The 23,971-nt window shown below is 36.2% G+C and carries 21 protein-coding genes and 1 pseudogene; 2 read left to right on the top strand and 20 right to left on the bottom strand.

Annotation, left to right across the window (positions count from 1 at the left end):
• Nucleotides 1–53: 53 nt before the first annotated feature.
• From R4Z10_RS10845 to R4Z10_RS10830, 4 genes are all read right to left on the bottom strand, one after another.
• A complete protein-coding gene (locus tag R4Z10_RS10845) occupies nt 54–245 on the bottom strand; it encodes a 4-oxalocrotonate tautomerase (RefSeq protein WP_338469324.1) in 192 nt (63 codons plus the stop codon).
• Nucleotides 246–465: 220 nt separating this feature from the next.
• Nucleotides 466–1,248: a fumarylacetoacetate hydrolase family protein gene (locus tag R4Z10_RS10840; RefSeq protein ID WP_338469323.1), complete on the bottom strand. Its 783-nt coding sequence runs from the start codon at nt 1,246–1,248 to the stop codon at nt 466–468.
• 245 nt (nt 1,249–1,493) lie between these two features.
• Complete coding sequence (locus R4Z10_RS10835; protein WP_338469322.1) at nt 1,494–2,270, bottom strand: fumarylacetoacetate hydrolase family protein; 777 nt, start codon at nt 2,268–2,270, stop codon at nt 1,494–1,496.
• A gap of 140 nt (nt 2,271–2,410) precedes the next feature.
• Entirely contained in the window at nt 2,411–3,898 is a 1,488-nt protein-coding gene (locus R4Z10_RS10830; RefSeq protein WP_338469321.1) for an aldehyde dehydrogenase, read from the bottom strand.
• A gap of 300 nt (nt 3,899–4,198) precedes the next feature.
• Between R4Z10_RS10830 and R4Z10_RS10825 the strand changes: the two genes are divergently transcribed.
• Entirely contained in the window at nt 4,199–4,975 is a 777-nt protein-coding gene (locus R4Z10_RS10825) for an IclR family transcriptional regulator (protein WP_338469320.1), read from the top strand.
• 40 nt (nt 4,976–5,015) lie between these two features.
• Here R4Z10_RS10825 and R4Z10_RS10820 read toward each other — a convergent pair whose 3' ends face one another.
• The 9 genes from R4Z10_RS10820 to R4Z10_RS10780 all read right to left on the bottom strand — a co-directional run bounded on the left by R4Z10_RS10820 (nt 5,016) and on the right by R4Z10_RS10780 (nt 15,513).
• The gene (locus R4Z10_RS10820) at nt 5,016–5,330 is read right to left on the bottom strand and encodes a metal-sulfur cluster assembly factor (protein WP_338469319.1); all 315 of its coding nucleotides are present in this window, start codon (nt 5,328–5,330) and stop codon (nt 5,016–5,018) included.
• Nucleotides 5,331–5,482: 152 nt separating this feature from the next.
• Nucleotides 5,483–8,032 carry a DEAD/DEAH box helicase gene (locus R4Z10_RS10815; protein WP_338469318.1) on the bottom strand — a complete coding sequence of 850 codons (2,550 nt, stop codon included), beginning with the start codon at nt 8,030–8,032 and terminating at the stop codon, nt 5,483–5,485.
• Nucleotides 8,033–8,233: 201 nt separating this feature from the next.
• Entirely contained in the window at nt 8,234–8,986 is a 753-nt protein-coding gene (locus R4Z10_RS10810) for an exodeoxyribonuclease III (RefSeq protein ID WP_338469317.1), read from the bottom strand.
• Nucleotides 8,987–9,026: 40 nt separating this feature from the next.
• Nucleotides 9,027–9,536, bottom strand: a complete 510-nt coding sequence (locus tag R4Z10_RS10805) for a dUTP diphosphatase (protein ID WP_338469316.1) — start codon at nt 9,534–9,536, stop codon at nt 9,027–9,029.
• A gap of 77 nt (nt 9,537–9,613) precedes the next feature.
• Nucleotides 9,614–10,609 (bottom strand): zinc-dependent alcohol dehydrogenase family protein, encoded by a 996-nt coding sequence (locus R4Z10_RS10800; RefSeq protein WP_338469315.1) that lies wholly within the window; start codon nt 10,607–10,609, stop codon nt 9,614–9,616.
• A 92-nt stretch (nt 10,610–10,701) separates the two neighbouring features.
• Entirely contained in the window at nt 10,702–13,374 is a 2,673-nt protein-coding gene (gene ppdK, locus R4Z10_RS10795) for a pyruvate, phosphate dikinase (RefSeq protein WP_338469314.1), read from the bottom strand.
• A gap of 2 nt (nt 13,375–13,376) precedes the next feature.
• Nucleotides 13,377–14,192 carry a pyruvate, water dikinase regulatory protein gene (locus R4Z10_RS10790; RefSeq protein ID WP_338473221.1) on the bottom strand — a complete coding sequence of 272 codons (816 nt, stop codon included), beginning with the start codon at nt 14,190–14,192 and terminating at the stop codon, nt 13,377–13,379.
• 270 nt (nt 14,193–14,462) lie between these two features.
• On the bottom strand, nt 14,463–14,915 hold the full coding sequence (locus R4Z10_RS10785; protein WP_338469313.1) for an SRPBCC family protein: 453 nt from the start codon (nt 14,913–14,915) through the stop codon (nt 14,463–14,465).
• Between the two features lie 76 nt (nt 14,916–14,991).
• Nucleotides 14,992–15,513 (bottom strand): HD domain-containing protein, encoded by a 522-nt coding sequence (locus R4Z10_RS10780; protein ID WP_338469312.1) that lies wholly within the window; start codon nt 15,511–15,513, stop codon nt 14,992–14,994.
• Nucleotides 15,514–15,807: 294 nt separating this feature from the next.
• Between R4Z10_RS10780 and R4Z10_RS10775 the strand changes: the two genes are divergently transcribed.
• Nucleotides 15,808–16,740, top strand: a complete 933-nt coding sequence (locus R4Z10_RS10775) for a manganese-dependent inorganic pyrophosphatase (RefSeq protein ID WP_338469311.1) — start codon at nt 15,808–15,810, stop codon at nt 16,738–16,740.
• 59 nt (nt 16,741–16,799) lie between these two features.
• On the opposite strand, the gene R4Z10_RS10770 is transcribed toward R4Z10_RS10775, so the two are convergent.
• The 7 genes and pseudogenes from R4Z10_RS10770 to R4Z10_RS10740 all read right to left on the bottom strand — a co-directional run bounded on the left by R4Z10_RS10770 (nt 16,800) and on the right by R4Z10_RS10740 (nt 23,823).
• Nucleotides 16,800–17,273 (bottom strand): N-acetyltransferase, encoded by a 474-nt coding sequence (locus tag R4Z10_RS10770; RefSeq protein ID WP_338469310.1) that lies wholly within the window; start codon nt 17,271–17,273, stop codon nt 16,800–16,802.
• Nucleotides 17,274–17,436: 163 nt separating this feature from the next.
• Nucleotides 17,437–17,874, bottom strand: coding sequence for a peptidylprolyl isomerase (locus R4Z10_RS10765; RefSeq protein ID WP_338473220.1), 438 nt, complete (start codon nt 17,872–17,874; stop codon nt 17,437–17,439).
• 93 nt (nt 17,875–17,967) lie between these two features.
• Entirely contained in the window at nt 17,968–18,780 is an 813-nt protein-coding gene (locus R4Z10_RS10760; protein WP_338469309.1) for a uroporphyrinogen-III synthase, read from the bottom strand.
• A 282-nt stretch (nt 18,781–19,062) separates the two neighbouring features.
• Nucleotides 19,063–19,373 (bottom strand): annotated as a pseudogene (locus tag R4Z10_RS10755) (iron-sulfur cluster assembly accessory protein).
• 86 nt (nt 19,374–19,459) lie between these two features.
• Complete coding sequence (locus R4Z10_RS10750) at nt 19,460–20,242, bottom strand: HAD family hydrolase (RefSeq protein ID WP_338469308.1); 783 nt, start codon at nt 20,240–20,242, stop codon at nt 19,460–19,462.
• A 40-nt stretch (nt 20,243–20,282) separates the two neighbouring features.
• Nucleotides 20,283–21,377, bottom strand: a complete 1,095-nt coding sequence (locus tag R4Z10_RS10745) for a branched-chain amino acid aminotransferase (RefSeq protein WP_338469307.1) — start codon at nt 21,375–21,377, stop codon at nt 20,283–20,285.
• Between the two features lie 271 nt (nt 21,378–21,648).
• Complete coding sequence (locus R4Z10_RS10740) at nt 21,649–23,823, bottom strand: penicillin-binding protein 1A (RefSeq protein ID WP_338469306.1); 2,175 nt, start codon at nt 23,821–23,823, stop codon at nt 21,649–21,651.
• Nucleotides 23,824–23,971: the final 148 nt, after the last annotated feature.

Here is a 23,971-nt window from a genome sequence, read left to right as displayed (position 1 = left end):
GAATCAAATTCATTTATTTAAATGAATTTGTCCATACAGGTATAATTGATAGATTATTTTCTGACTTCGGAAGCTGGTCGTCCTGCAATTCCCCAGTGAGTTTTGGGCATTTCAGTTACAAGAACACGAACATTTTCCTTTGGAGCATTCAAGGTTTCAGACACAGTGTCTGTTACATTAGCAATCAATTCTGTTACTTTTTCAGGCGGTCTGCCTTCCATTATATTGATTTGAATTAATGGCATATTGAACATCCTTTCGTTTGATTATCCCACTCTTAACTGGCAGTAAAATCCCTACTCCAAGATACTAAGAAATAATTAATTGTAGGAAGGGATCAACTGCCAGTAAAGGTTCAATTGGTGAAATAAGGTTTATCTTTAGGCTTTAGCCCTTAGATAAATCAATCAGGCTCTGCGTGACTAACCATCAGGGAAAAGAACCATCCACTGATGGAAGCTCACTTTATTCACCAACAGTAAAAGTTACTTCACCTAGGCCATCAAATTTTGCACTTACAAAGTCCCCTACATTTAACAACACAGCACTAGTTAAAGCACCAGATAAAATGAGGTCACCTTTTTTAATCTTTTCTCCTTTTCTTGCAAGCATATTAGCAAGAACTGCAATCGCATTTGCAGGGTGACCTAATACAGCTGCACCAGCACCCAATTCTTTAATTTGACCATTGATTGATAAAGTTGATCCTACTAATTCTAAATCAAATTCGCTTGGTTTTCTTAATGTGTTTCCGAACACAACTCTTGATGTTGACGCATTATCAGCAATAACATCAGTTAAGGTGAAATTAAAGTTTTCATAACGGCTATCAATAATTTCAAGGGCAGGTAAGACATATTCTGTCTTCGCTAGCACTTGCGCACCAGTAATCCCAGGTCCCTCAATATCTTCACCAATTAGGAAAGCAATTTCAGCTTCTACTTTTGGATGAATTTGATATGGAACAACTCCACCATTATCAACTAACATATAATCAAAAACATAACCGTAAATCGGTTCTTCAACACCCATTTGGTCCCATTTTGCTTTACTTGTTAAGCCCATTTTTGGACCAACAATTTTATGGCCTTCGTCTAATTTTTTCTGTACAAGTAATTCTTGTGCTTGATAAGCTTCCTCTACTGTTAAGTCCGGCTTAATAGTTGACGTAACTTTCACCACTTCACGTTTTTCGACTTCTGCCGATACTAAATAATCTGCAATTTGCTTAATGATTTCACTCGACATTTATACTTCCTCCTTGTAAAACATATCTATTAAACTGTTACACTCGCTTATTCCATTCTTAACGGGCAGTATGCCCCCAAAAAATTCTTAGTATATTACAAAAAATAAGTGGGGACCAATTGCCGTAAAATTTCCTGCTTGAATTCAGACTAAATTACACCTTTGGCAACTTTTCGTGACCAGAACGTTGTTGCCTAAGGCTTTCCATCAGTGAGGAAAAACCTCTTATTGATGGAAGTTTCACTTTATTTAAAGTTAACGCTTACTTGACCTAAGTGAGCAAATCTAGCAACAAAGTTATCTCCAGAGTTTGCTACGACCATTCCAGAAAGTGCTCCAGATAAAATAACTTCTCCAGCTTTTAATGAAATATCATAATCTGCTAAACGGTTTGCTAGCCATGCAACAGATGTTGCTGGGCTTCCAAGTACAGCTGCACCTACGCCTGTATTAGCAACCTCACCATTTTGGTATAGCACCATTCCAACAGTTTCAAGATCAACATCCTCAAGTTTTGTTGGTTTTCCACCTAAGACATAAAGCCCAGAAGATGCATTATCGGCAACTGTATCACGTAAGGAAATCTTCCAATCTTGGACACGGCTGTCTACGATTTCTAAAGCAGGAACCACATAATCAGTCGCCTGTATAACATCAACCGCTGTCACATTAGGTCCCTTTAAATCTTCCTTCAAAATAAATGCAATTTCACCTTCTACTTTTGGTTGAAGCATGTCTTTAACATCAATCGTTCCACCGTTTTCGACTACCATCGTGTCTAATAGATGACCATAATCAGGCTCATCAACACCTAACATTTTTTGAACAGCTACTGAAGTCAGCCCAATTTTCTTACCAACAATTTTTTGGCCTTCTGATACTTTCTTGTTAATATTTTCTAATTGAATATAATATGCATCATCAACAGTAATTTCCGGGTCAGATGCGATGATCGGATCGATGCCGACTTTTGTTTCTTCAGCTTTCAGCAATTGTGCTGCAAATTCCTGAATTTTAGACAATCTAATACACCCTTTCTATCAATATGTATAGTTAAACACCATGCCTATTTATTAGTTACAACTGTTGCACGGTACTCATCATGGAACCGTGCAACAGTGAGCGTTATTGTATACAATCAAACTCGTTCGGCGGAGCGAAATTATAATTTCACACAAATATTCGTTAACTCTGTGTAGAACTCCCAGCTATGAACGCCTCCAACACGGCCAAGTCCACTGTCTTTTGTACCGCCAAATGGAGTTCTGAAATCACGAACGAACCAGCAGTTGATATAAGATAATCCAGATTCGACTGATTGTGCTACACGGTGCGCACGACGGATATCGTTAGTCCAGATTGTATTACTTAATCCAACACGACTATCGTTTGCCATCGCAATAACTTCTTCTTCAGTATCAAATGGAATGATTGAAACAACTGGTCCAAAAATTTCCTCACGCGTACAACGAGCGCCATATTCTAAGCCCGTAATAATTGTTGGCTCAACGAAATATCCTTTATCTAATCCTTCAGGACGCTTTCCGCCTGTAACGAAAGTTCCGCCTTCTTCTTCTGCAAGTTTAAAGTAACTCATTACTTTATCGTAATGTACTTTTGCAACTAATGCCCCTTGGTCATAATCCAAATCAAATGGGTTACCAACTTTTAATTCTCTTGTTTTAGCTGCTAATTTTTCAACAAATTCATCATAGATGGAACGTTGAACAAAAATGTTTTCACCGCAGACACAAACTTCACCTTGGTTTGTAAAACTTGATCGAATCGTAGTAGCAACCACTTCATCAATATCTACATCTTCAAAAATGATATTAGGGTTTTTACCGCCTAATTCAAAGGAAAGTTTCTTCAATGTTGGAGCAGCTTCTTCCATAATCTTAGCCCCAGTTGCAACTTGCCCGATAAAACCAATACCTGCGATATCAGGGTGTTTGTTAATCGCGCTTCCAGCACCTTGTCCAAACCCGTGAACTAAGTTAACAACTCCGTCTGGAACACCAGCTTCTTTAAGAATTTCCATTAATTTTGTAGCAGTCATTGGTGTTAATTCAGATGGTTTAATAACAACTGTACATCCCGCTGCTAGAGCTGGAGCCAATTTCCAAGTTAATAAAAATAGTGGTAGATTCCACGGTTGGATTAAACCAACTACTCCAATTGGGCGACGGTAGCCATAGTTAAGTGCATTATTCACTTCATCTTGATATGATTCTGTACCAACAGAAATCATATAGTCAGCAAAGAAATGAAAGTTTGCTGCTGCACGTGGAGCATCAACGTGACGTGAGAATTTAAGATGTTTACCTGTATCTAATGATTCAAGTTGGGCGATCTCTTCTTGTCTTTCCTCTAGAATATCGCCAACTTTGCGGATAATCTTTGAGCGTTCTTGTGTGCTCATTTTCCCCCATGGTCCTTCTTCAAACGCACGTTTTGCCGCTGCAACTGCTAAATCAATATCAGCTGCGCTTCCTTCTGCAACCGTACCATATACTTCTTCTGTTACAGGGTTAACATTATTAAAAGTCTTTTTATCTACTGATTCTACAAACTTACCATCAATAAAATGTAAACAATCAAACGGTTCTACAATACGTTCAACAATAGAGCTCTTAGTTTCAACTGCCATTTTTCTAACTCCTCCTTATTTTTAAACAATATTGAATTCTTTAACTGTTCTTATGATAACGCTTGCGCGTTTCATATACAACTCCTTTGTTGCTCCATATGAAACAATAAATATATTTTCAATAAATTATTTTTTCATTAAATTCATTATAATACATAAAATACAAATATACTAATATATTAAATTTTTAGAATTTATTATTCTTTCTTTTTTAAAAAATTTCTGATATATTTTCATATAGAACAACATTCGTTTGGCTATACGAAATTATGGGAGAGATTTAATACAGGAGGAATAATAATGGGACAAAAAAGTACAGAAGAAAATTACCTTTCTTCTGTTAAAAATGCTTTAAGGATATTAAATAGCTTTACAATGGACGAACCCGAAAAAAAAGTAACCGATATTGCTAGACAATTAGATTTAAATAAAAGTACGGTTAGCCGGACAATGGCCACGCTTGCTAGTGAGGGATTTGTTGATAAAGATTCCGAAACGAAAAAATATCGACTAGGTTTGTCAATTTTAACATTAAGCGGTGTGCTGAATAGCAATATAGATGTTTATCGAGAATCACAGCCGATTCTTAATAAACTAGTAGAGCAGATTGGGGAAACTGCTCACATTTCAATATTTGATCATTTAGATATTGTGTATTTACAAAAAGTAGAATGTTCTCACCCTGTAAGGTTTTTAACGCATATTGGTAAACGAAACCCGGCTTATTGTACAAGCTCTGGAAAAGTACTAATGGCATATGGTAGTGACTATATGGTTGATAAAATTATCGATAATGGACTTAAGCAATATACAAAAAATACGATTACAAACCCAACTGTTTTACGGCAGCATTTAGATGAAATTCGAAAAGATGGTTATGCATATAGTATTGAGGAGTTTTCCGAAGGTGTCATTACAATTGCAGCACCGATCTATGATTATACTGGTAAAGTAGTTAGTGCCCTTTCAATCGTTGGTCCGATTCAAAGAATTCAACGCAGTAAAATTCCGACCATTGCAAGAAAAATTAAACATGCATGTAAAGAAATCTCTGAGAACTTAGGTTACAGAGAATAACAAAAACGACACTTAGCAAGCTGCCAAGTGTCTCTTTTTATTATTCTGGTACACCAAGAGCGATTTTCGCATATCGAGACATTCGCTCTTTTCCCCATGGCGGATTCCAAACAATATCGATTTGAATATCCGTTAATTCCTTTATATTCATAGAAACTTTCATTTTCGCATCTGCTAAGATTTGTCCAGCCATTGGACATCCCATTGAGGTCATCGTCATTTTTATGAATGCTTGTTTTTCTTCGTTTACTTCCACTTCATAAACCAGTCCTAAGTTGACAATATCTATCCCTAACTCAGGATCCATTACTTCTTCAAGTACTTCATATATTCGATCTACCAATTCTTTGCTCACAGAATTCACCTCTAGTTTATTAGTTACTTGATAAAATATTTACTAGCGATAATATTTCTCATTTAATGTACCATATAGGAACAATATTAAATGGATTTAAATCATCTTAAATGTTCATTCCTGTCATTTTACTTTTCGCTTGTAAAAAGGGATTAATACTCATAGTAATTGCTATATTTTTGTTCATAACAGTCATTACAAATTTGAAAGCGATGTTCCCACGGCAGGGTTCTATTACAATTTCGACATCTTTTTTGGATCTTTTTTACCTCGGTTTTTAATTTTTCATGAACTAAGTCACTGATTTCCAAACGCTGCCTTTCCCAATAATAGCCCTCTGTCCGCTCATTTAAGCGGTATAAAAATAATAAATGAAGACCAATCGCCTTATAAGTTAATTCTAGATCTTCCAATGTACGTTTTTTGATTTTTGGCTCAGGCAATTCTCGTTTTTCAACGATTGCTTCAACCGTCTTTTGCCACTGTTTTATTAACTCAGGTTCTCTTGTTGAAAAAGGCAAATGCAATAAACCATATAGATCGATCAATGATAATCTTGCTTCTAATTCTGAACCACGAATGAGTTTATATAATTCCTTTTCCTCAGCTAAAGTTGCTTTCTTCGTTCCTTTAGGACTTTTAAATTTATCCCAAAGCTCAAAAAAAGTTCCAAGGTCTCGATAATATTTTTGAAACCGTTCAAAAATATTGTTTGTTGGAGCAATCGTAAAGGTATGAATGGGCTCGTCCTCTTGCTGTAATAATTTTTTCATTAAGCCGATGTTTTCGGTAAAAGCAACTTTTCCAATATCATAAATTCCTTTTCGGCCTGCACGTCCAGCAATTTGTTTCACTTCTTGAGATTTTAATACCCGCCTTGAGGTTCCATCAAACTTTTGATTTTCCAAAAAAACGATTCGTTGTATCGGCAAATTTAATCCCATCCCAATGGCATCTGTAGCTACGATCACTTTGGTTTCGCCCTTAAAAAATCTTTCAACTTGCTTTTTTCGGGTTTCAGGAGGCATACTGCCATATATCATACTTACAGTATGTCCATTATTTTGTAATCTTGATGCGGTTTCAAGAACCCTTTTTCTTGAGAAGCAGATGAGTGCATCCCCTTTTTTAACTTGATTTAATTTAAATTCCTTTTTTTCAACCTTTAAGGGAATGTCTCGTTTATATTCATGAATTTCAATCTCAGAATCCCCTAAGAGTCCGACTAACATCTCTTTTGCATTTCGACTTGCAATGATATGCACTTCCTCTGCCTGCGCTTTTGTAATGGCTTTATACCATGAAAATCCGCGATCTTTATCTGAAATCATTTGCGCTTCGTCAATCACTACTACTTGATAACGATCTCTCTCATGGAACATTTCAACCGTGCAAGATATATGTTTAGCATCTGCTTGGATTTTTTCCTCTTCACCTGTCTTTAATGAGCATGAAATTCCATGAGTATTTAAGTAATCATAAACCTCTAACGCCAATAATCGCAAAGGTGCCAAATAAATTCCACTGTCAGCCTTCATCATTTTTTGTAAGGCATGGTAGGTTTTTCCTGTATTCGTTTCCCCTATATGTAGAATGTAGCGAACATTCCTTTCAGTAGGTGGATTATATTCAACGTGAAAAATTTCATGGATGATGCGCAACTCTTCTTCTTTCTTCCGCTGAATTTCCGCCTTTGCTTCTGCCTTCCGTCGCTCACGCAATTTAATATCTTCTATCCAAATTCTTTCATGTTTTTGTTTATTAAACGGAAGCTCTGCTAAATTTAATAAATCCATTACTCTTTCTTCGTATATAAGGGAAAATAACTCCTCGCTTAATAAATTACTCTCACCTGGAATATATTCGCCTAACGCAGTGTCGACTACTTTTGGATCATATTTTACGAAAACATCCCCCTGTAGCCTCTCTTTTAAACTTTTTATTACAATTCGATAGACACTTTCATAAATATAATCTTGATAATCATCAAAATAGGCCTCATATTCATATCCCCTCCAGGCATCACTAAGAATAACTTGGCCTGTTAACTCTTGAAAAAACTCACCAATTGTTTCATATTTAATAGGCTGAAATGACCCGATCGGTATTAACCGTTCTTCAATCTGACTTGGATCGACCCACTGATATTTTATATTCGTATGGAAATCCAGCTTCAGTTTATCAGCAACCAACTTTCTAATTTGTAAATAAAATAGACTCTTCAATTCAATCATGATTTTTTCTACAGACTCGCTCAATTCTTGGATCAATCCTTGTTTTTCCTTGTCAAACGCTTGTTTTTCTAACTCTTGTTCATGAAGTTTTCTTGCCTGTATGTATAGGTCATGCCAAGTTGCATGATTATGTGCATAGGTTTCAATTAACCATTCCACAATTGGAAAAGGTTGATAAGCTTTGATTTCTTGTCTAAATAAGCGATTAATAATCTTTTTATCGACACCTTCTGTTTCAAAGCCTTTTTGCTGTAAGTACTGCTTTTTTTCGTGGCGTGGTGTACTACTTGTGGCCTTATTGATCCAAATATTCGTCCAAATTTGTTCAACATAATGTTTACGCTTATTCATATACTCATCAAAGCTTGGCAACTCTTTCTCTGTTTTTAAAAATTGAATAATGTCATCATGAACTTTTTCCTTCGTTCGCTGTACTGCATCTGGGTAAATAGCGATAAGCTTTTTCATAAAATTACCCCTTTTTTATTTAGTATATATTTACTATGGAACATTTGTTCTCATTTGTCGATTTATTTATTTTTATTATCACCTAATTGAGACTGAATAACTACATAAAAAAAAGAGTCCCTTTAGGTTGCGACCCTTAAAAGTTAGGATAGGTAATTAATCTAACTTTTAGAAATCTATACTTAACGGACTCTTCATACTCTATTTTATTTCTAACATAACCGGGCAATGATCGCTGCCTAGTACTTCATGGTGGATGGTCACATCTTTTATCGATGAGGCAAGATTTTCTGAAACAACAAAGTAATCAATTCGCCATCCGATATTCCGTTCCCGGACCTTATTCATATAACTCCACCAAGTATAAGAATCAGTACGTTCCGGATAACGATACCGAAAACTATCGATAAACCCTGCTTCTAGTAAACTAGTAAACTTTCTTCTTTCTTCATCTGTAAAACCAGAATTTCCAATATTCGGTTTAGGGTTTTTCAAATCGATTTCTTGATGGGCAACATTTAGATCTCCACAAAAAATAACAGGTTTATGTTGATTTAATTTTAATAAATGAACTTTCATTGCATCTTCCCAAGTTAATCGATAGGTTAATCGGGTTAAATCTCGCTTTGAATTAGGTGTATACACATTTACTAAGTAGAAATCATCAAACTCCAATGTAATGACTCTACCCTCATTATCCGGTTCATCTAACTCTATTCCATACTGAACAGATAGCGGTTTTTGTTTAGTAAAAACGGCAGTTCCTGAGTAACCCTTCCGCTCCGCATAATTCCAGAATTGATGATACCCGTCCAGTTCTAGCGAAATCTGATTTTCTTGAAGTTTTGTTTCTTGAATACAAAAAATATCTGCGTCTACTTGTTGAAAATAATCTAAAAAGCCTTTCTTTACACAGGCTCTGATGCCATTTACATTCCATGTTACGAATTTCATGTCAGTTCTCCTTGCTTATCAAACAATCAAACTAATTCCTTTAATAGCCGTTATCTTGCCGTTTGTGATTGATTTCATTTTTTTTAATATAGGCTTGTTCAATCTGCTCCCATGTGAAACCAAGCATTTTTCCCAAATTTAAATAGGCCGCAAAAGCCTGGATATAATGGAACGGATCTTGATTTTGTTCCATGGTTAATATTTTTGCCATGACCTCTTTAAATGCTGTTACGAGTGAGGTTTCTTGTTGCTGCACCTCAAAATCACTCACATAGACTTTATATAAATGTTCCACATCATATTGTCGATCATTTGCAATACTTAAGAAAAAGTGTAAAGAGTCGACATATTCCTCAATTAATATATTATTTTCACTTGGTCCTTTATTACTCCAATGCTTAAAACAACGAGTTTCATTCGCTAACTCGCAAATCTCAACTAAGAGTGCCAAGATTTTATTATTTTCTAGATTCTGCCCTTCCAATCGATGCTCTTGAATAATACGGTTATCAAGTACCTCTTGCATTTCACATAACTTTTTTACATTCATTTAATTCATCCTCTATTTAAAACTCTCAATCTATTTTCATAGTGATAATATCAAAAAACGTTGAATGATAAAAGGTCTTACCATTGATTTACTAATACAACTTTACCAACAGCCTCTCCTGATTCTAGATGCTGATGAGCATCAATGACTTCATCAAATGTAAAGGTATTTGAATCAATGAGCGGCTTTAACTCTTCATTTTCGATTATATCTGTTATTGTTTTTAAGATTTTTCCTAATTCACTTCGATGAGACTCATTTAAAACATCTAATAAAAGAAAGACAACATGGAAAGAGAGACCCTTTGAATGCATTGGCGATAAATCATGAGTGGACCTAGCTGCAATCGTAACAACCTTTCCTTGTTTTCCTGCAGCTTCAAATGATCGATCTAAATTTTGACCGCCTACTGTATCGAAAATAACTGAAAATCCTTTCCCATTTGTATAAGTATCTACATACTTTTCCACGGAGATTTCTTTGTAATTAATTACAACATCCGCACCGAAGTCCTTGGCGATTTGTATTTTTTCAGCATTAGAAGCGGTAGTATAAACCTTTGCACCTTTCCACTTTGCTAATTGAACAGCTACATGACCGACTCCACCTGCTGCTCCGTGAATTAAAATTTCATCATGCTCCCTAATATTGGCACGTTGAAATAAAGCCTGCCATGCTGTAAGAGTTACGAGTGGAATCGCTGCGGCTTCGGCAAAGGTTAAATTTTTTGGTTTATGCGAGATAAGTCTTGTATCTACAAGCATATATTGAGCTAGAGCGCCGCTCATCCCTTTAAATCCACCTGCAAGCCCATAAACTTCATCGCCTGTTTTAAAATCAGTTACCCCTGCCCCAACTTCTTTAACAATTCCCGCGACATCGCCATGGAGGATTGCAGGAAAATCAGGAGATACAGCAGGAACCGCTCCACTTCTCACTTTTGTATCAATTGGGTTTACGCTGGTTGCTTTTACCTCAATGAGCACATGTCCTGGCAAAATGGTTGGTACTGGTATATCCTCCAATTGAAAAACAGTCGCATCTCCGAACTGACGTACAACTTGAGCCTTCATATGAGCCCTCCTCTTAAACGTTATTTCTTCTTATTGTAACATGGAAAAGCGAGAAAAGAGCACCAGCTTCAGGTGCTCTTTTCTCTATGACTTTATTTTGATAGCTCAGGAACTTTAGTTTCATTTTGTTCATGGCGAATAGATGCTTGAGCGGCAGCTAGACGAGCTAACGGAACACGGAATGGTGAACAGCTAACATAATCTAAACCTGCTTTGTAGCAAAATTCAATTGAACTCTTTTCGCCGCCATGCTCACCACAGATACCCGTTTTTAACTCAAGCTTAACTGAACGACCAAGTTTAACACCTGTTTCAACTAATTTACCAACTCCTTGTTGATCAAGGACGGCAAATGGGTTTTCAGGTAATACTTTTTGTTCAATATATGATTGCAAGAATTTCCCTTCTGCATCATCACGACTGTAACCAAAAGTCGTTTGAGTTAAATCGTTTGTTCCGAAGGAGAAGAAATCAGCTTCCTCAGCAATTTGGTCAGCAGTTAAAGCTGCACGAGGGATCTCAATCATCGTACCTACTAAATAATCGAATCCGATGCCTGCTTCATCTTTAACCTTTTCAGCTGTTTCAACAACCACTTTTCTCATCAGTTTTAATTCATTCACATGGCCCACAAGTGGAATCATGATTTCTGGTTTAACCGGAATGCCTTTTTCAGTTAAGGTAATCACCGCATTGAAAATAGCCTCTGCTTGCATTTCATAAATTTCTGGGAAGATTACACCTAAACGACAACCACGATGTCCTAGCATTGGGTTTGTTTCAGCTAACTGATTCACCTTTTTCAACAAGAATTCTTTTTCCTTCAATTCTTCTGAATCTGGTGCTGTTATTTGCAGTTTTGTCACTTCAACTAATAATTCTTCTTTATCCGGTAAGAACTCATGCATTGGAGGATCTAATAAACGAATCGTAACAGGATGCCCTTGCATCGCTTCAAAGATTCCTTCAAAGTCACTTTGTTGCATTGGCAATAGTTTTTCGAGAGCTGTCATTCGATCCTCGAGATTATCCGCCAAAATCATCTCTTGAACAATTGGAGTTCGTTTTGGATCAGTAAACATATGCTCTGTACGGCATAGACCAATTCCACCTGCACCAAATTCAAGTGCTTTTTTCGCATCTTCAGGATTATCTGCGTTTGCGCGTACACCTAAATATCTTGCTTCATCAGCCCAAGATAATAATTGTTGGAATTCATCAGAGAGCTCTGGATCAATCATTGGAATTTCACCAAGCATAACTTCTCCTGTTGAGCCATCGATTGTAATCGTATCGCCATAATTAACAACCTTATCGCCAACCGTAATTTGTTGTGCTTTTACATCGATTTTTAATGCTTCACAGCCACAAATACATGCTTTTCCCATTCCACGTGCAACTACAGCAGCATGGCTTGTCATTCCCCCACGACTTGTTACAATCCCTTGTGCATAAACCATTCCATGAAGATCATCCGGAGTCGTTTCAGGACGTACAAGGATTACCTTCTTGCCATCATTTCCTAACTTCTCAGCTTCATCTGCATCAAATACAACTGTACCAGTAGCGGCACCAGGTGAAGCAGGTAAACCTTTTGCTAATACGACACGTTCTGATTTTTCATCAATTCGGCTGTGAAGCAACTGATTTAATTGATCTGGGTCCACACGAAGGATTGCCGTCTTTTGATCAATAATACCTTCTTTTACCATCTCAACTGCCATTCGGATTGCCGCTTGTGCTGTACGCTTCCCAACCCGGCATTGTAAAATATAAAGGACTCCGCGTTCAACAGTAAATTCTATATCCATCATATCTTTATAATGGTTTTCAAGTAATTCACATGTTGCCACAAACTTGTCATACACTTCTGACATATCTTGTTTTAATACTTTGATTTCTTGTGGGGTACGAATACCTGCTACAACATCTTCTCCTTGAGCATTGATTAGGTATTCCCCATATAAAACATTTTCCCCAGTAGAAGGATCTCGTGTGAACGCAACACCCGTTCCAGAATCATTCCCCATATTTCCGAATACCATGCTTTGAATATTTACAGCTGTTCCTAAATGATCAGGGATTTTATTCAAACGACGGTATAAAATGGCTCTTTGGTTATTCCAAGAATCAAAAACTGCATTAATCGCTAAGATTAATTGTTGTTTTGGATCCTGTGGAAAGTCTTGCTTTGTATGTTTTTTAACAATTTCTTTATATCCTGCGATGACTTCTTTCCAATCTTCAGCTGTTAATTCAGGATCTGAGTTATATCCTTTTCTTTCTCTTATTTCTTCAAGATATTGTTCAAAGTAAAACACATCAATTTCTAGTACTACATTACTGAACATTTGGATAAAACGACGGTATGAATCATAGGCAAAACGTGGATTTTCCGTTAATTTGGCAACTGCTTCAACCGTTTCATCGTTCATTCCTAAGTTTAATACCGTGTCCATCATTCCGGGCATTGAAAAAACAGACCCTGAACGAACGGAAACAAGTAAAGGATTGGAAGAGTCTCCTAGTTTCTTACCAGCTTTTTCTTCTAACGCAATCAAAGCAGCATCAATTTGTGCCTTTACTTCATCGGATATTTTCTTTCCTGCTTCGTAATAATCATTACAAGCTTGAGTAGATATCGTAAACCCGAATGGTACAGGAAGACCTATATTCGTCATTTCTGCTAAGTTTGCCCCTTTACCTCCGAGTAAATCTTTCATTTTACTATTTCCTTCATTAAATAAGTAAACAAATTTTGTCATAACTACTTTGAGCCTCTTTTCTTTAAAATATCGATAATTAAACCTGCCGTTTCTTCAACAGCTTTATTTGCCACGTTAATGACTGGACAGCCAACACGCTTCATAATTTTTTCAGCATAATCTAGTTCCTCAAGAATACGTTCAAAGCTAGCATAATTGGCTTCAGATCTAAGTCCTAACGCCTTTAAACGTTCTCTACGGATTTCATTTAATTTATCTGGTGTAATAATTAGGCCGACACATTTATTCCGTGGAATTTGAAATAATTCATCGGGAGGAGATACTTCGGGAACTAACGGAACATTTGCAACTTTAAAGCCCTGATGTGCTAAATACATTGATAGAGGGGTTTTCGATGTTCGTGAAACACCTATCAAAACAATATCCGCCCGTGTAACCCCCCGGGGATCCCTACCATCGTCATATTTAACAGCAAATTCAACAGCTTCCACTCTTCTAAAATATTCATCATCAAGTTGTCTTAATAATTTCGGTTGATGATTAGGCTGTTTATTAAACTTTCTCATAAAGACTTCAATAAGTGGTTGCATAATATCGACAGCCATAATCCCTTCTTCGGCAGCACGCTGATCCAAATACTTCTTCAGTTCTGGAATAGCCAATGTATAGGCTATAATCGAGTTGCTATCCTTTGCGCTATTGATTACCTCATCAATATCCTCAGTCGCTTCAGCAAAAGCATATCGATGAATGCCAACCGTTCCCCCGTTAAATTGTGCGGCCACCGCTTTGACTACAAATTCAGCCGTTTCACCAACTGAGTCTGAAACTACATAAACAACTTCTTCAGATTTAATGATGTTCACAACCTTTTCTTCAATTGAAATCTAAAATATACGAAAGAATGCATATGAAAAAGTATCTTTGCTAGTATCAACCCCATCATTTTTAAAGCGTTTTAAATATGTCATACTTTTTATGAATATAGAATAACACATTTAAAATTATTCGTGTACTATTTTCATGATAAATTTTATATTTTTTTGTAAAAACATGTATATTTTTGTTTGTATAATAAAAAAAAGATAGATATAGACCCAGTCAGTCGCATATCTATCTCAAAAAAATTATTTCCCTCCTGCAATTTTCTTAATTTGTTGTTCAAGCTCATATTTCTTTTCTTTAGACATTTCAGGAAGGGAACTTTTCAAAAACGGTTTAATTAATTTAGCAATTGAGCCTTCTGCAGTAATATGGAAATTAGCTAGAATGCTTGTTTTATGATTTGATAATTTAATTGTTTCAACCCGACCATGCCCATGAAACTTATCACTTATTCCCGTAATCCGAAAGGTAATTTTTTCATATTTCTTCCACTCGATTATTTCTGCTTTAAAGTGAAGCTTCTTCTTAATAAGCCCAAAATCACTTTTAATTTGCCACGTTGAAATTTGATCAGATAAGATTTCATGTGAAATATATCCTGGAATTACGCCAGGCCACTCTTCTATTGAATGTAGGAATTTCCATACCGTCTCGATCGGAATGTTAACAACTGTTTTAAACATATGTGAAGACATAGGTAATCCCCCTTTTAGAACAATATCTCCATTATTGAGACTTATTCTGGTAAGGGATAAAATATGTTACAGCATTTCAAGATTCTTCATTTAAAGCTTGGTCTATTTTTTCATCTAATTTCTGTAACAACTTAATTGCTTTCTCATGATCGATTTTTCGATAATGGTGCTGGCCACCAGGCTCCTCATCTTTCTCATCGGCTAGTTTGACAATTTCCTGAAGTGGTGTTCGAATGATATCCCCACCTGGAAAATAAGAATCTGTATGAAATAAAATCGCTAAGGCAATTTCCTTTGCTTTCACTGGATTTTCCCCTAAACGAACTAAGAGTTTATGAGCCCTTTCTGCTCCCTTTATCGCATGAATGTCATTTTTTCGATATAATTCATAATCCCACTTTCCGTTCTGATACCAAGTAAAATGCCCGATATCATGCAAAAATCCAGCTTTAGCCGCACTATCTGTATCAACCCCTCGATTTTTGGCGAGATGAAAAGCATGATAAGCAACCGCTATCGCATGAACTAAGCCAGATCGATTAACATATTTTTGGGCTATATGGTGATTAAAAATTTTTACTAATGTTACATCTCTCATCCCATTTCCCTCCTAATAAGTTAGTATTCATGCAAATATTTATCCAGCAATTCGTTCTTAAGGTAATTTTTTCTATACTACTCTAAGTTTGTACACCGATTCAACTAATTTGTTTTGTAATATCATATTTAATCATTGGAGAATAGTTCATCCACTTCGTGCAAACTTGACAAAATATCTGACTTTGCGAAAAATATGGTTAAAAATTCACTTTTTATATGGTAAGATATTGTTTGAATAAACTTTCATCTAAAGATGGATGAAGGGAATAACTACATATAAGGAGTACAAAAAATGAAAAAAGTACTAGTATTTGGACATAAAAACCCGGACACTGACACCATTTGCTCGGCTATTGCCTATGCCAATCTTAAGTCTGAATTGGGTGTCAATGCTGAACCAATCCGTCTTGGTGAGATTAACAGTGAAACAAAATATGCACTTGAGTATTTTCAAGTAAATGTACCTCGTTTAGTTGAAAAGGTTTCGGAGGAAGCGAGCCAAGTCATTTTAGTGGATCATAATGAGAGACAACAGAGTGCAGATGATATTGATGATGTGAGAATTTTAGAAGTTATTGACCACCATCGCATCGCTAATTTTCAAACGAGCGACCCGCTTTATTATCGAGCAGAACCTGTAGGTTGTACGGCTACCATTTTAAATAAGCTGTATAAGGAAAATGGTGTAAAAGTAAGAAAAGAAATCGCTGGCTTAATGCTTTCGGCAATTATTTCTGATTCATTATTATTTAAATCCCCAACATGTACAGAACAAGATGTAGCAGCTGCTCGTGAATTAGCCGAGATTGCTGGAGTTGATGCAGAAAGCTATGGTCTAGAAATGCTAAAAGCGGGTGCAGATTTAAGTGATAAGACGATAGAACAATTGATTACGCTTGATGCAAAAGGCTTTGACATGGGCGAATATAAAGTAAAAATTGCACAAGTAAATGCAGTTGATACAAATGATGTCCTTTCACGTCAAAAGGAAATTGAAGAAGCTATCCAAGCGGTAATTGCAAAAGAGAACCTTGATTTGTTCTTATTTGTTGTAACAGATATTTTAACAAATGATTCGATTAGTTTAGCTCTTGGTAAAATGACAAATGCCGTTGAATCAGCATTCAATATTGAATTAGACAATCATACTGCTACCCTTAAAGGTGTAGTTTCTCGTAAAAAACAAATTGTACCTGTCCTAACAGATACATTAAAAGCATTATAATAAAAAAGGTTTTAGGATTAAATTTCCTAAAACCTTTTTTATTGCTATTACAGTATTTATTAGATACACACTTTATTTTTAACATAATAGATCATGGCTATTTCATCACAGTTGTGCAACTTTGGACAATTAATACAATCCTGCCACACTTTTTGCGGCATCTTATCCTTAACAGTCACTTCAAACCCACATTTTTTAAAGAAATCTACTTGATAGGTTAAGGAAATCAATTTTTCAATTCCGATGCGATCTGTTTCTTCCTTTATCTTTTCCACAAGCATTTTACCGATTCCCAACTTCATCTTAGATTCATCAACAACAAGAGAACGAACTTCTGCCAAATCTGTATCTAGTATAGCCAAACTTGCTGTACCTACAACCTCATTGTCTACGATCGCTACAAAAATCGAAAAAATATTTTGACTCAAAGACTTTTTTGTTCTTGGTAACACAATTCCTTTTTTTGAATAAATATTAATTAATTCATATAGGCTGTCTATATCGGAAATTTTTGCCCTTCTGATCTTAACCATATCTCGTCCCCACTTTACGGATTTTCTATAATGGTTTAATCATACTTGTTTTTTATAAAAAGTCAATATTTAATCATAAAAATGTATAATTATAAATATGTAAAAATTTAAAAAGGTGCTCGATCCCTTCCAAATCGGAAGGTGCCGAGCACCTCAATCTTTTTTAAGCATCCATTACTTCTACTTTTTCCATTACATCGCCATTTTTCATAGCTAGCACAGTATCCATTCCTGAAGTTACTTTTCCAAAAACAGTATGTACACCATTTAGATGTGGCTGTGGCTCATGTACGATAAAGAATTGGCTTCCACCTGTATCTCTTCCTGCATGCGCCATTGATAATGATCCAACTTCATGTGTATGTGGATTGCCTTCTGTTTCACATTTAATTGTATATCCTGGACCACCTGTTCCAATTCCATGAGGGCAACCGCCTTGACTTACGAAGCCTGGGATCACACGGTGGAAAGTTAAACCATTATAAAAACCTTCATTCACGAGTTTCTCAAAGTTTGCTACTGTGCCAGGTGCTTCATTTGGATATAGCTCAAATTCGATTTTGTCTCCATTTTGCATTAATATGTATCCTTTTTTAGCCATTTCATTCATCTCCTTTTTATAAATAAAACCACGTTTAATCATACCACTATTTATATCATTATACAAAATATTACAGCTTATTTATTATAACATTTAATTTTCTTCATAATATCTCGCTAATTCAATGATCATGGCCCCCATTCTCTCGTGAGCTGGAACAACGATTCTATTTATGCCTTCTTCTTTTAATGCGGCGGCAGTTACTTTTCCAACCGCTGTCGCAACCGTTTTTCCCTCATTAAAGATCTTTTTAATGTCCTCTAAAATTTCTTTCTCATTTACATATTCAAATAACCCATGTACTTGAACCGCAGTTGTAAAGCATATAGCATCTACTTCTTTATTTAAAATCTCTTTACAAAGCGTTTCAAGGGTTTCTTGATCAGGGGCGATATGCTGGTATGGCAGTAACAATGATATTTCTGCACCCTTTGTTTCTAAAAAATGAATAAGAGATGGTGCTTTTTCTCCGTGCAACTGGACAATCACTCTTTTTCCAGATAAATCAATATCCTGCATTTGACGGATCAAGCTTTGAGTTGTTCCATCATCATCAGAAATGACAGCATTAATACTCAATCGTTTTAATGCGTTAGCCGTTTTGTAACCTCTTGAGGCCACCTTTGCTATTTTTAATTTTTCAATAAAGGTTTCTTTTAATTGTAATTGATCGGCCTGATCGAGCAATGTGTCTAACCCGATTCCAGTGGTTAAAATCACCCAGTCTGCACCATTTTGAGCGAAATTTACAATCCCCTGTTCAATTTCTTTGCCTGCTTTAATAACGGTTCCTTGTAATGAACGAACAATAGCTGTACCGCCCTGTTTTTGAATCAATGTGATCATTTCGTCTGTTTTTCGTGTTGCACCTAGCACTACATGTTTACCTGTTAACCCTTTTCCCATTGGTTATCTCCTTCATTCATTATTATTTCCATTTTCACACATTTTTTCTAATTTTTATAGAACTTTTTATATTTTCGTCCTCTTAGTTTACATAATATTTTTCTAGTCTACTAGATTTATAATATAATAAAAGTCTCGGCAAATACCGAGACTTTTATCAGGCTTAACGGGCAATAAGATTTATCTTTGGGCTTTAGCCCTTAGATAAATCAATCAGGTTCTGCGTGACTAACCATCAGTGGGGGATGAAAGCCCCCCGTTGATGGTAGTTTCACTTTATTATTAATGATGACCATGACCTTCACGATCCTTGACTGGGTTTGTAATCACAAAGCCCTCTTGAGGAACATAATAGTATTGAATCCAGACTCCATCTAGAAAATCTTCTCTTGTATCTAAAAGAATATCAATGTCTTTGTCTGTTTTAACAATTTCATCAAATTCTGTTGGAAGATCAAAACGAAGATCATAATGAGCATGATCCCCATGCATATGAGTAATATACACACGGAGTATTTTTTTCCTGTATCCCCTTCGTTTGCAACCATTTCCTGCAGAACCTTTGCAGCATGACGATTAATTTTACATTTCATAAACATAACCCCTAACATAGAAGTGTAACAAGATCATCTCATTTTCTTTATTTGTTTGCAAATAGACTTTGGGGTTACCTATATTCTTACAATTGCTTTAATAAATCTAATAGCTCACTTAAGCTACTAATTTCATAATCAGGAACTACTTCATTCGTTGATTGGTTATGACGGTTAATCCAAACCGACTTAATCCCTGCCCGTTTTGCCCCTAGTATATCCGTCATTAAATTATCCCCGACCATAATTACATGTTCTTTCTCAATATTAAATAGTGAAAGTGCATGTTCAAAGATTGAGGCATCAGGTTTCCCTCTTCCAAATGCACCTGAAATCACAATTTCATCAAAGTAAGGGACTAATTCTGGAGTAATTGTTAATTTCGTATTTTGAAGATCGGGTGAACCATTTGTTAAAAGCAATAACTTATAGTTGCCCTTTAATTCATCCAACACTTGAAAACTATCTTCATATACAAATGGTTTCTTGCGCCTCTGTTCGGGGAATTTCTCTGCTAAAAACGCTCCATATTCCTTATCGTCAATTCCACAAGCTTTTAATCCATTTGTCCATGCGTCTTTACGATATTGTGGCACGATCTCTTTCATTTTGCGAAACTCATCATGATCATCTAAAAAATTTCCCCATAGTCCTTCAAATGGGTTGATCCCGATCATTTGAGTAAATGGATAGGTCTCATAACTACTATAAAGCTTTCTAGCCTCTTCACGAACCGATTCTTCTAATCTCTCTGGATCAATCTGATATTTTTCAGAAGCGATTAAACACGTAGATGTAAAAGCTTCCTTAACACTTCTTTGATCCCATAACAATGTGTCATCAAGATCAAAAAATATGGCTTGTATCATTTAAAATCCCTCTCCCCTTATCGTTCGCTCGTATATCTATTTACTTATTTTTTGTTACCTCTTGTTCCACTTCGACGGTCCAACCGAATGGATCTTCTTCTTTTCCAAGTTGAATTGAAGTTAATGTATGATATAACTTCAATGATAGATCCCCAATTTCGCCATTGTTTATATTTAAATGTTTATCATCCCAATATAGTTCACCTACTGGAGAAATAACGGCTGCCGTTCCAGTTCCGAATACTTCTTCTAATAGCCCGTCTTCATATGCTTGGAATACTTCTTCCATTGAAATTTTACGTTCAACAACAGGTACATTCCAATGCTTTAATACATGTAAAATCGAGTCTCTTGTAATACCTGGCAGAATACTTCCGTTTAAAGCAGGAGTTATCACTTCACCATTGATTTTGAAGAAAATATTCATACTTCCAACTTCTTCAATATATTTTCTTTCTACTCCATCTAACCAAAGTACTTGAGAATACCCTTCTGCATCAGCAACTTCCTGTGCTTTTAAACTCGAAGCATAGTTTCCAGCGGTTTTTGCTTGTCCAGTTCCACCCGCTACTGCGCGTACATACTTGCTTTCAACTGCAATCTTAATCGGCTTAATTCCTTCCTTATAATAAGAACCAACTGGTGACATGATGATAATAAATTTATATGATTCAGAAGGATGTACACCAAGCGAAGGTTGTGTTGCAATAATAAATGGACGAATATAAAGGGAAGTTCCTTCTGCTTTAGGTACCCATTCATAATCTATTTTAATAAGCTCTTTCAATGCATCTAATGCTAAAGCTTCATCGATTTCTGGGATACATAAACGGTCATTTGATTGGTTTAAACGTTGCATATTTTTATCAGGTCTAAAAAGAAGAATTTTACCCTCTTCTGTATAATAGGCTTTTAAACCTTCAAAAACAGTTTGTCCATAATGAAAAATCATGGCTGAAGGATCAATTGACAATGGTTGATAAGGTATGATTTGCGCATCATGCCATCCTCGAACTGTTGTATAATCCATCACAAACATATGATCTGTAAAGACTTTACCAAATTCAAGGTGTTCAGAATCAGGTTTAGGTTTGTGAGTAGTTGCTCTAGTAATCGTTAATTTTTCGTTTGACATGATCTTCTTCTCCTATCTAAATATCAGACTAATATGAAATTCTATTAGTAATACTTTATCACAAAATATAGATTTTTAAAGATATTTAATCAAATTCTCCCTCGAATTTGCGTTCGGATTTTTTTATCGAGCTCGCTCGATAAAAAATCCGTAACATCCGCCGGAGGCTTAACTTCATTCAGCACGGGGGTGAACAATCACTGAATCGCAGAGCTACTTGCATTCATCCCTTAACTTTAGAAGTAAAGTTCTTCTGCTGAATGAAGTAAATTTAATGTTGCGTTTCGACCATATCTTCTAATTTGTCTTTCAATTTCTTCCCAAAATCCTCTAACTCTCCTGTACCTTTCTCAATTCTTTCTTTCCATTTTGGGAATTCTTCTAACACTTTTTCTCTCAATCGCTCTGTTTGATCCTTAAGTGATTCTTTCTCTTTTTCCTTCTCTTTCTCTGCCTCTTCTTCCCTTATAGTAGATTGGATGGATTGAACTGGAAACTCTTCTTTTTCAATAAATGGAACGGCTTGCTCCATGATTGTCCTAAATAATGGGACGACTGTTTCCGTACTATTTGAAGCTAAGTAATGGTCTCGATCCGTTTTATCATATCCAAGCCATACTGCCCCAACTAAATTAGGAGTATATCCTACAAACCACTGATCTTTCGTCCCTTTAATATCATTATAAGGTAATTGAGTTGAACCTGTTTTTCCTGCTAATTGAACACCAGGGATGTTCGCTGCTTTTCCTGTTCCCTCTTCAACTACCCCAAGTAGCATTGAAGTCATCTGATTAGCTACTTTCTTAGATGTAACCTTTACCGTTTTCGCTTTATGTTCGGCCATTACATTCCCTGTTGGCCCTTCAATTCTTGTGATTAAATGGGCACCTTCCCTTTTACCGTTATTTGCAAATGTGGAATAAGCTTCTGCTAATTGTAAAGGTGAAACCCCTTTACTCATCCCACCTAATGCAATTCCTAAATAACGGTCTTCCTTTTCAATCGAAATTCCAAACTTTTCTAAAGAGGAAATTCCTTTGTCTAAACCGATCTCATTAAGCAACCAAACGGCCGATAAATTAATCGACTGTTCTAAGGCTTTATACATCGGGACTTCACCTTGATAGATGCCGGAAACATTAGTCGGTGCATAATCCCCGAACCCCATTTTCTCGTCTTTTAGAAGGGAGGTTGGTTGATACCCTTCCTCTAATGCTGGCGTATAAACGACAAGTGGCTTTAACGTTGAACCAGGTTGTACCTTAATATGGGTGGCTCGGTTATATCCTCTAAACACATAATCCCCACGCCCACCTACTAACGCTCGAACACCCCCTGTTTGCGGGTCAAGCAATACTGCACCGCTTTGGACTAAAGCATTTCCTTTTCCAGTTGGGAAGTTCGCTCTTTTCTGATAGACGTTTTCTAATGATGCTTGAATATCTTGATCCATTTCTGTATAGATTCGATAGCCACGTGTCATGATCTCTTCTTGCGTTAATCCGTAACGTGAGATCGCCTCATCGATTACCGCATCAACATAATAAGGATATTCACGTTTAATACGATTTTCCCCGCCATCTTCTAATACATTTTTTTCATTTACAGCTTGCGAATATTGTTCGTTAGAAATCATGTTAAGTTCCTTCATTGTACCAAGAACAACATTTCTTCGATTCATCGCCCTCTCATAATGTTTGTATGGATTTAGCGCAGATGGTGACTGCAGCAGGCCGGCCAAAAGGGCTGCTTCACTAATCGTAACTTCGGTAATCTCTTTGTTAAAATATTTCATGGAAGCATGGTCAATTCCCCAAGCCCCACTGCCAAAGTAAACTTGGTTTAAATACATACTCAATATTTCATCTTTTGTGTAGTGTTTTTCGATCTCAACAGCTAAAAATAACTCCTCCACTTTTCTTCTAATGGTTTGCTCATGGGTAAGAAGGGCATTTTTAGCTAATTGTTGGGTGATGGTGCTTCCTCCACCTGTAATTTTACCGGCCAGAAAATTTTTGAAGAATGCTCTTGAAATGCCCATAAGGTCAAATCCATTATGTTCCGCGAAGCGACGATCTTCTATAGCAATCACAGCGTTTGACACATGTTCAGGCAATTGTTTAACATCGATTCCCTCTGTTCGATTAACATTTACTTTTGTCGCTTCAGCCCCGTCTTTATCATGAATAATGGTTGTTTGTGACAACCCTTCTTGCAATGATTGCACATTTGCTTGTGAAGCCGTATAGGCAAAAAATACAATTACAGACAGGAGGAACACTAAACCTGTTAAAATAACAATTTGTGTAATATGGGTCTTTTTCCAATAATGTCTTAATTTTTCGAGCACCTTTTGTAACCAGTTACTAACGGGAGGACTATATTTATTCCAACTTCTTTTAAACATATCCAAAATTGGTTTTACTCTTTCCATTAAGCTTCTCATTCATCTCCTCATCATCTAGGCATCAAACTTACATGAATAAACATTTTTTAAAACCAAATTGATTTTAACATAAAGTGAACCTTCTATCAGTAAGGGGTTTTCTTTCATCCCTAGTAATGGAAAGCCTTAGGTCACCGGATGCTGGTCA

It is taken from the genome of Niallia sp. XMNu-256 (genome assembly GCF_036670015.1).
In the GTDB taxonomy this organism is placed as follows: Bacteria; Bacillota; Bacilli; order Bacillales; family Cytobacillaceae; genus Bacillus_BD.
Note: the sequence above shows the minus strand (reverse complement) of the source record. Positions and strands in the feature narration are given on the sequence as shown.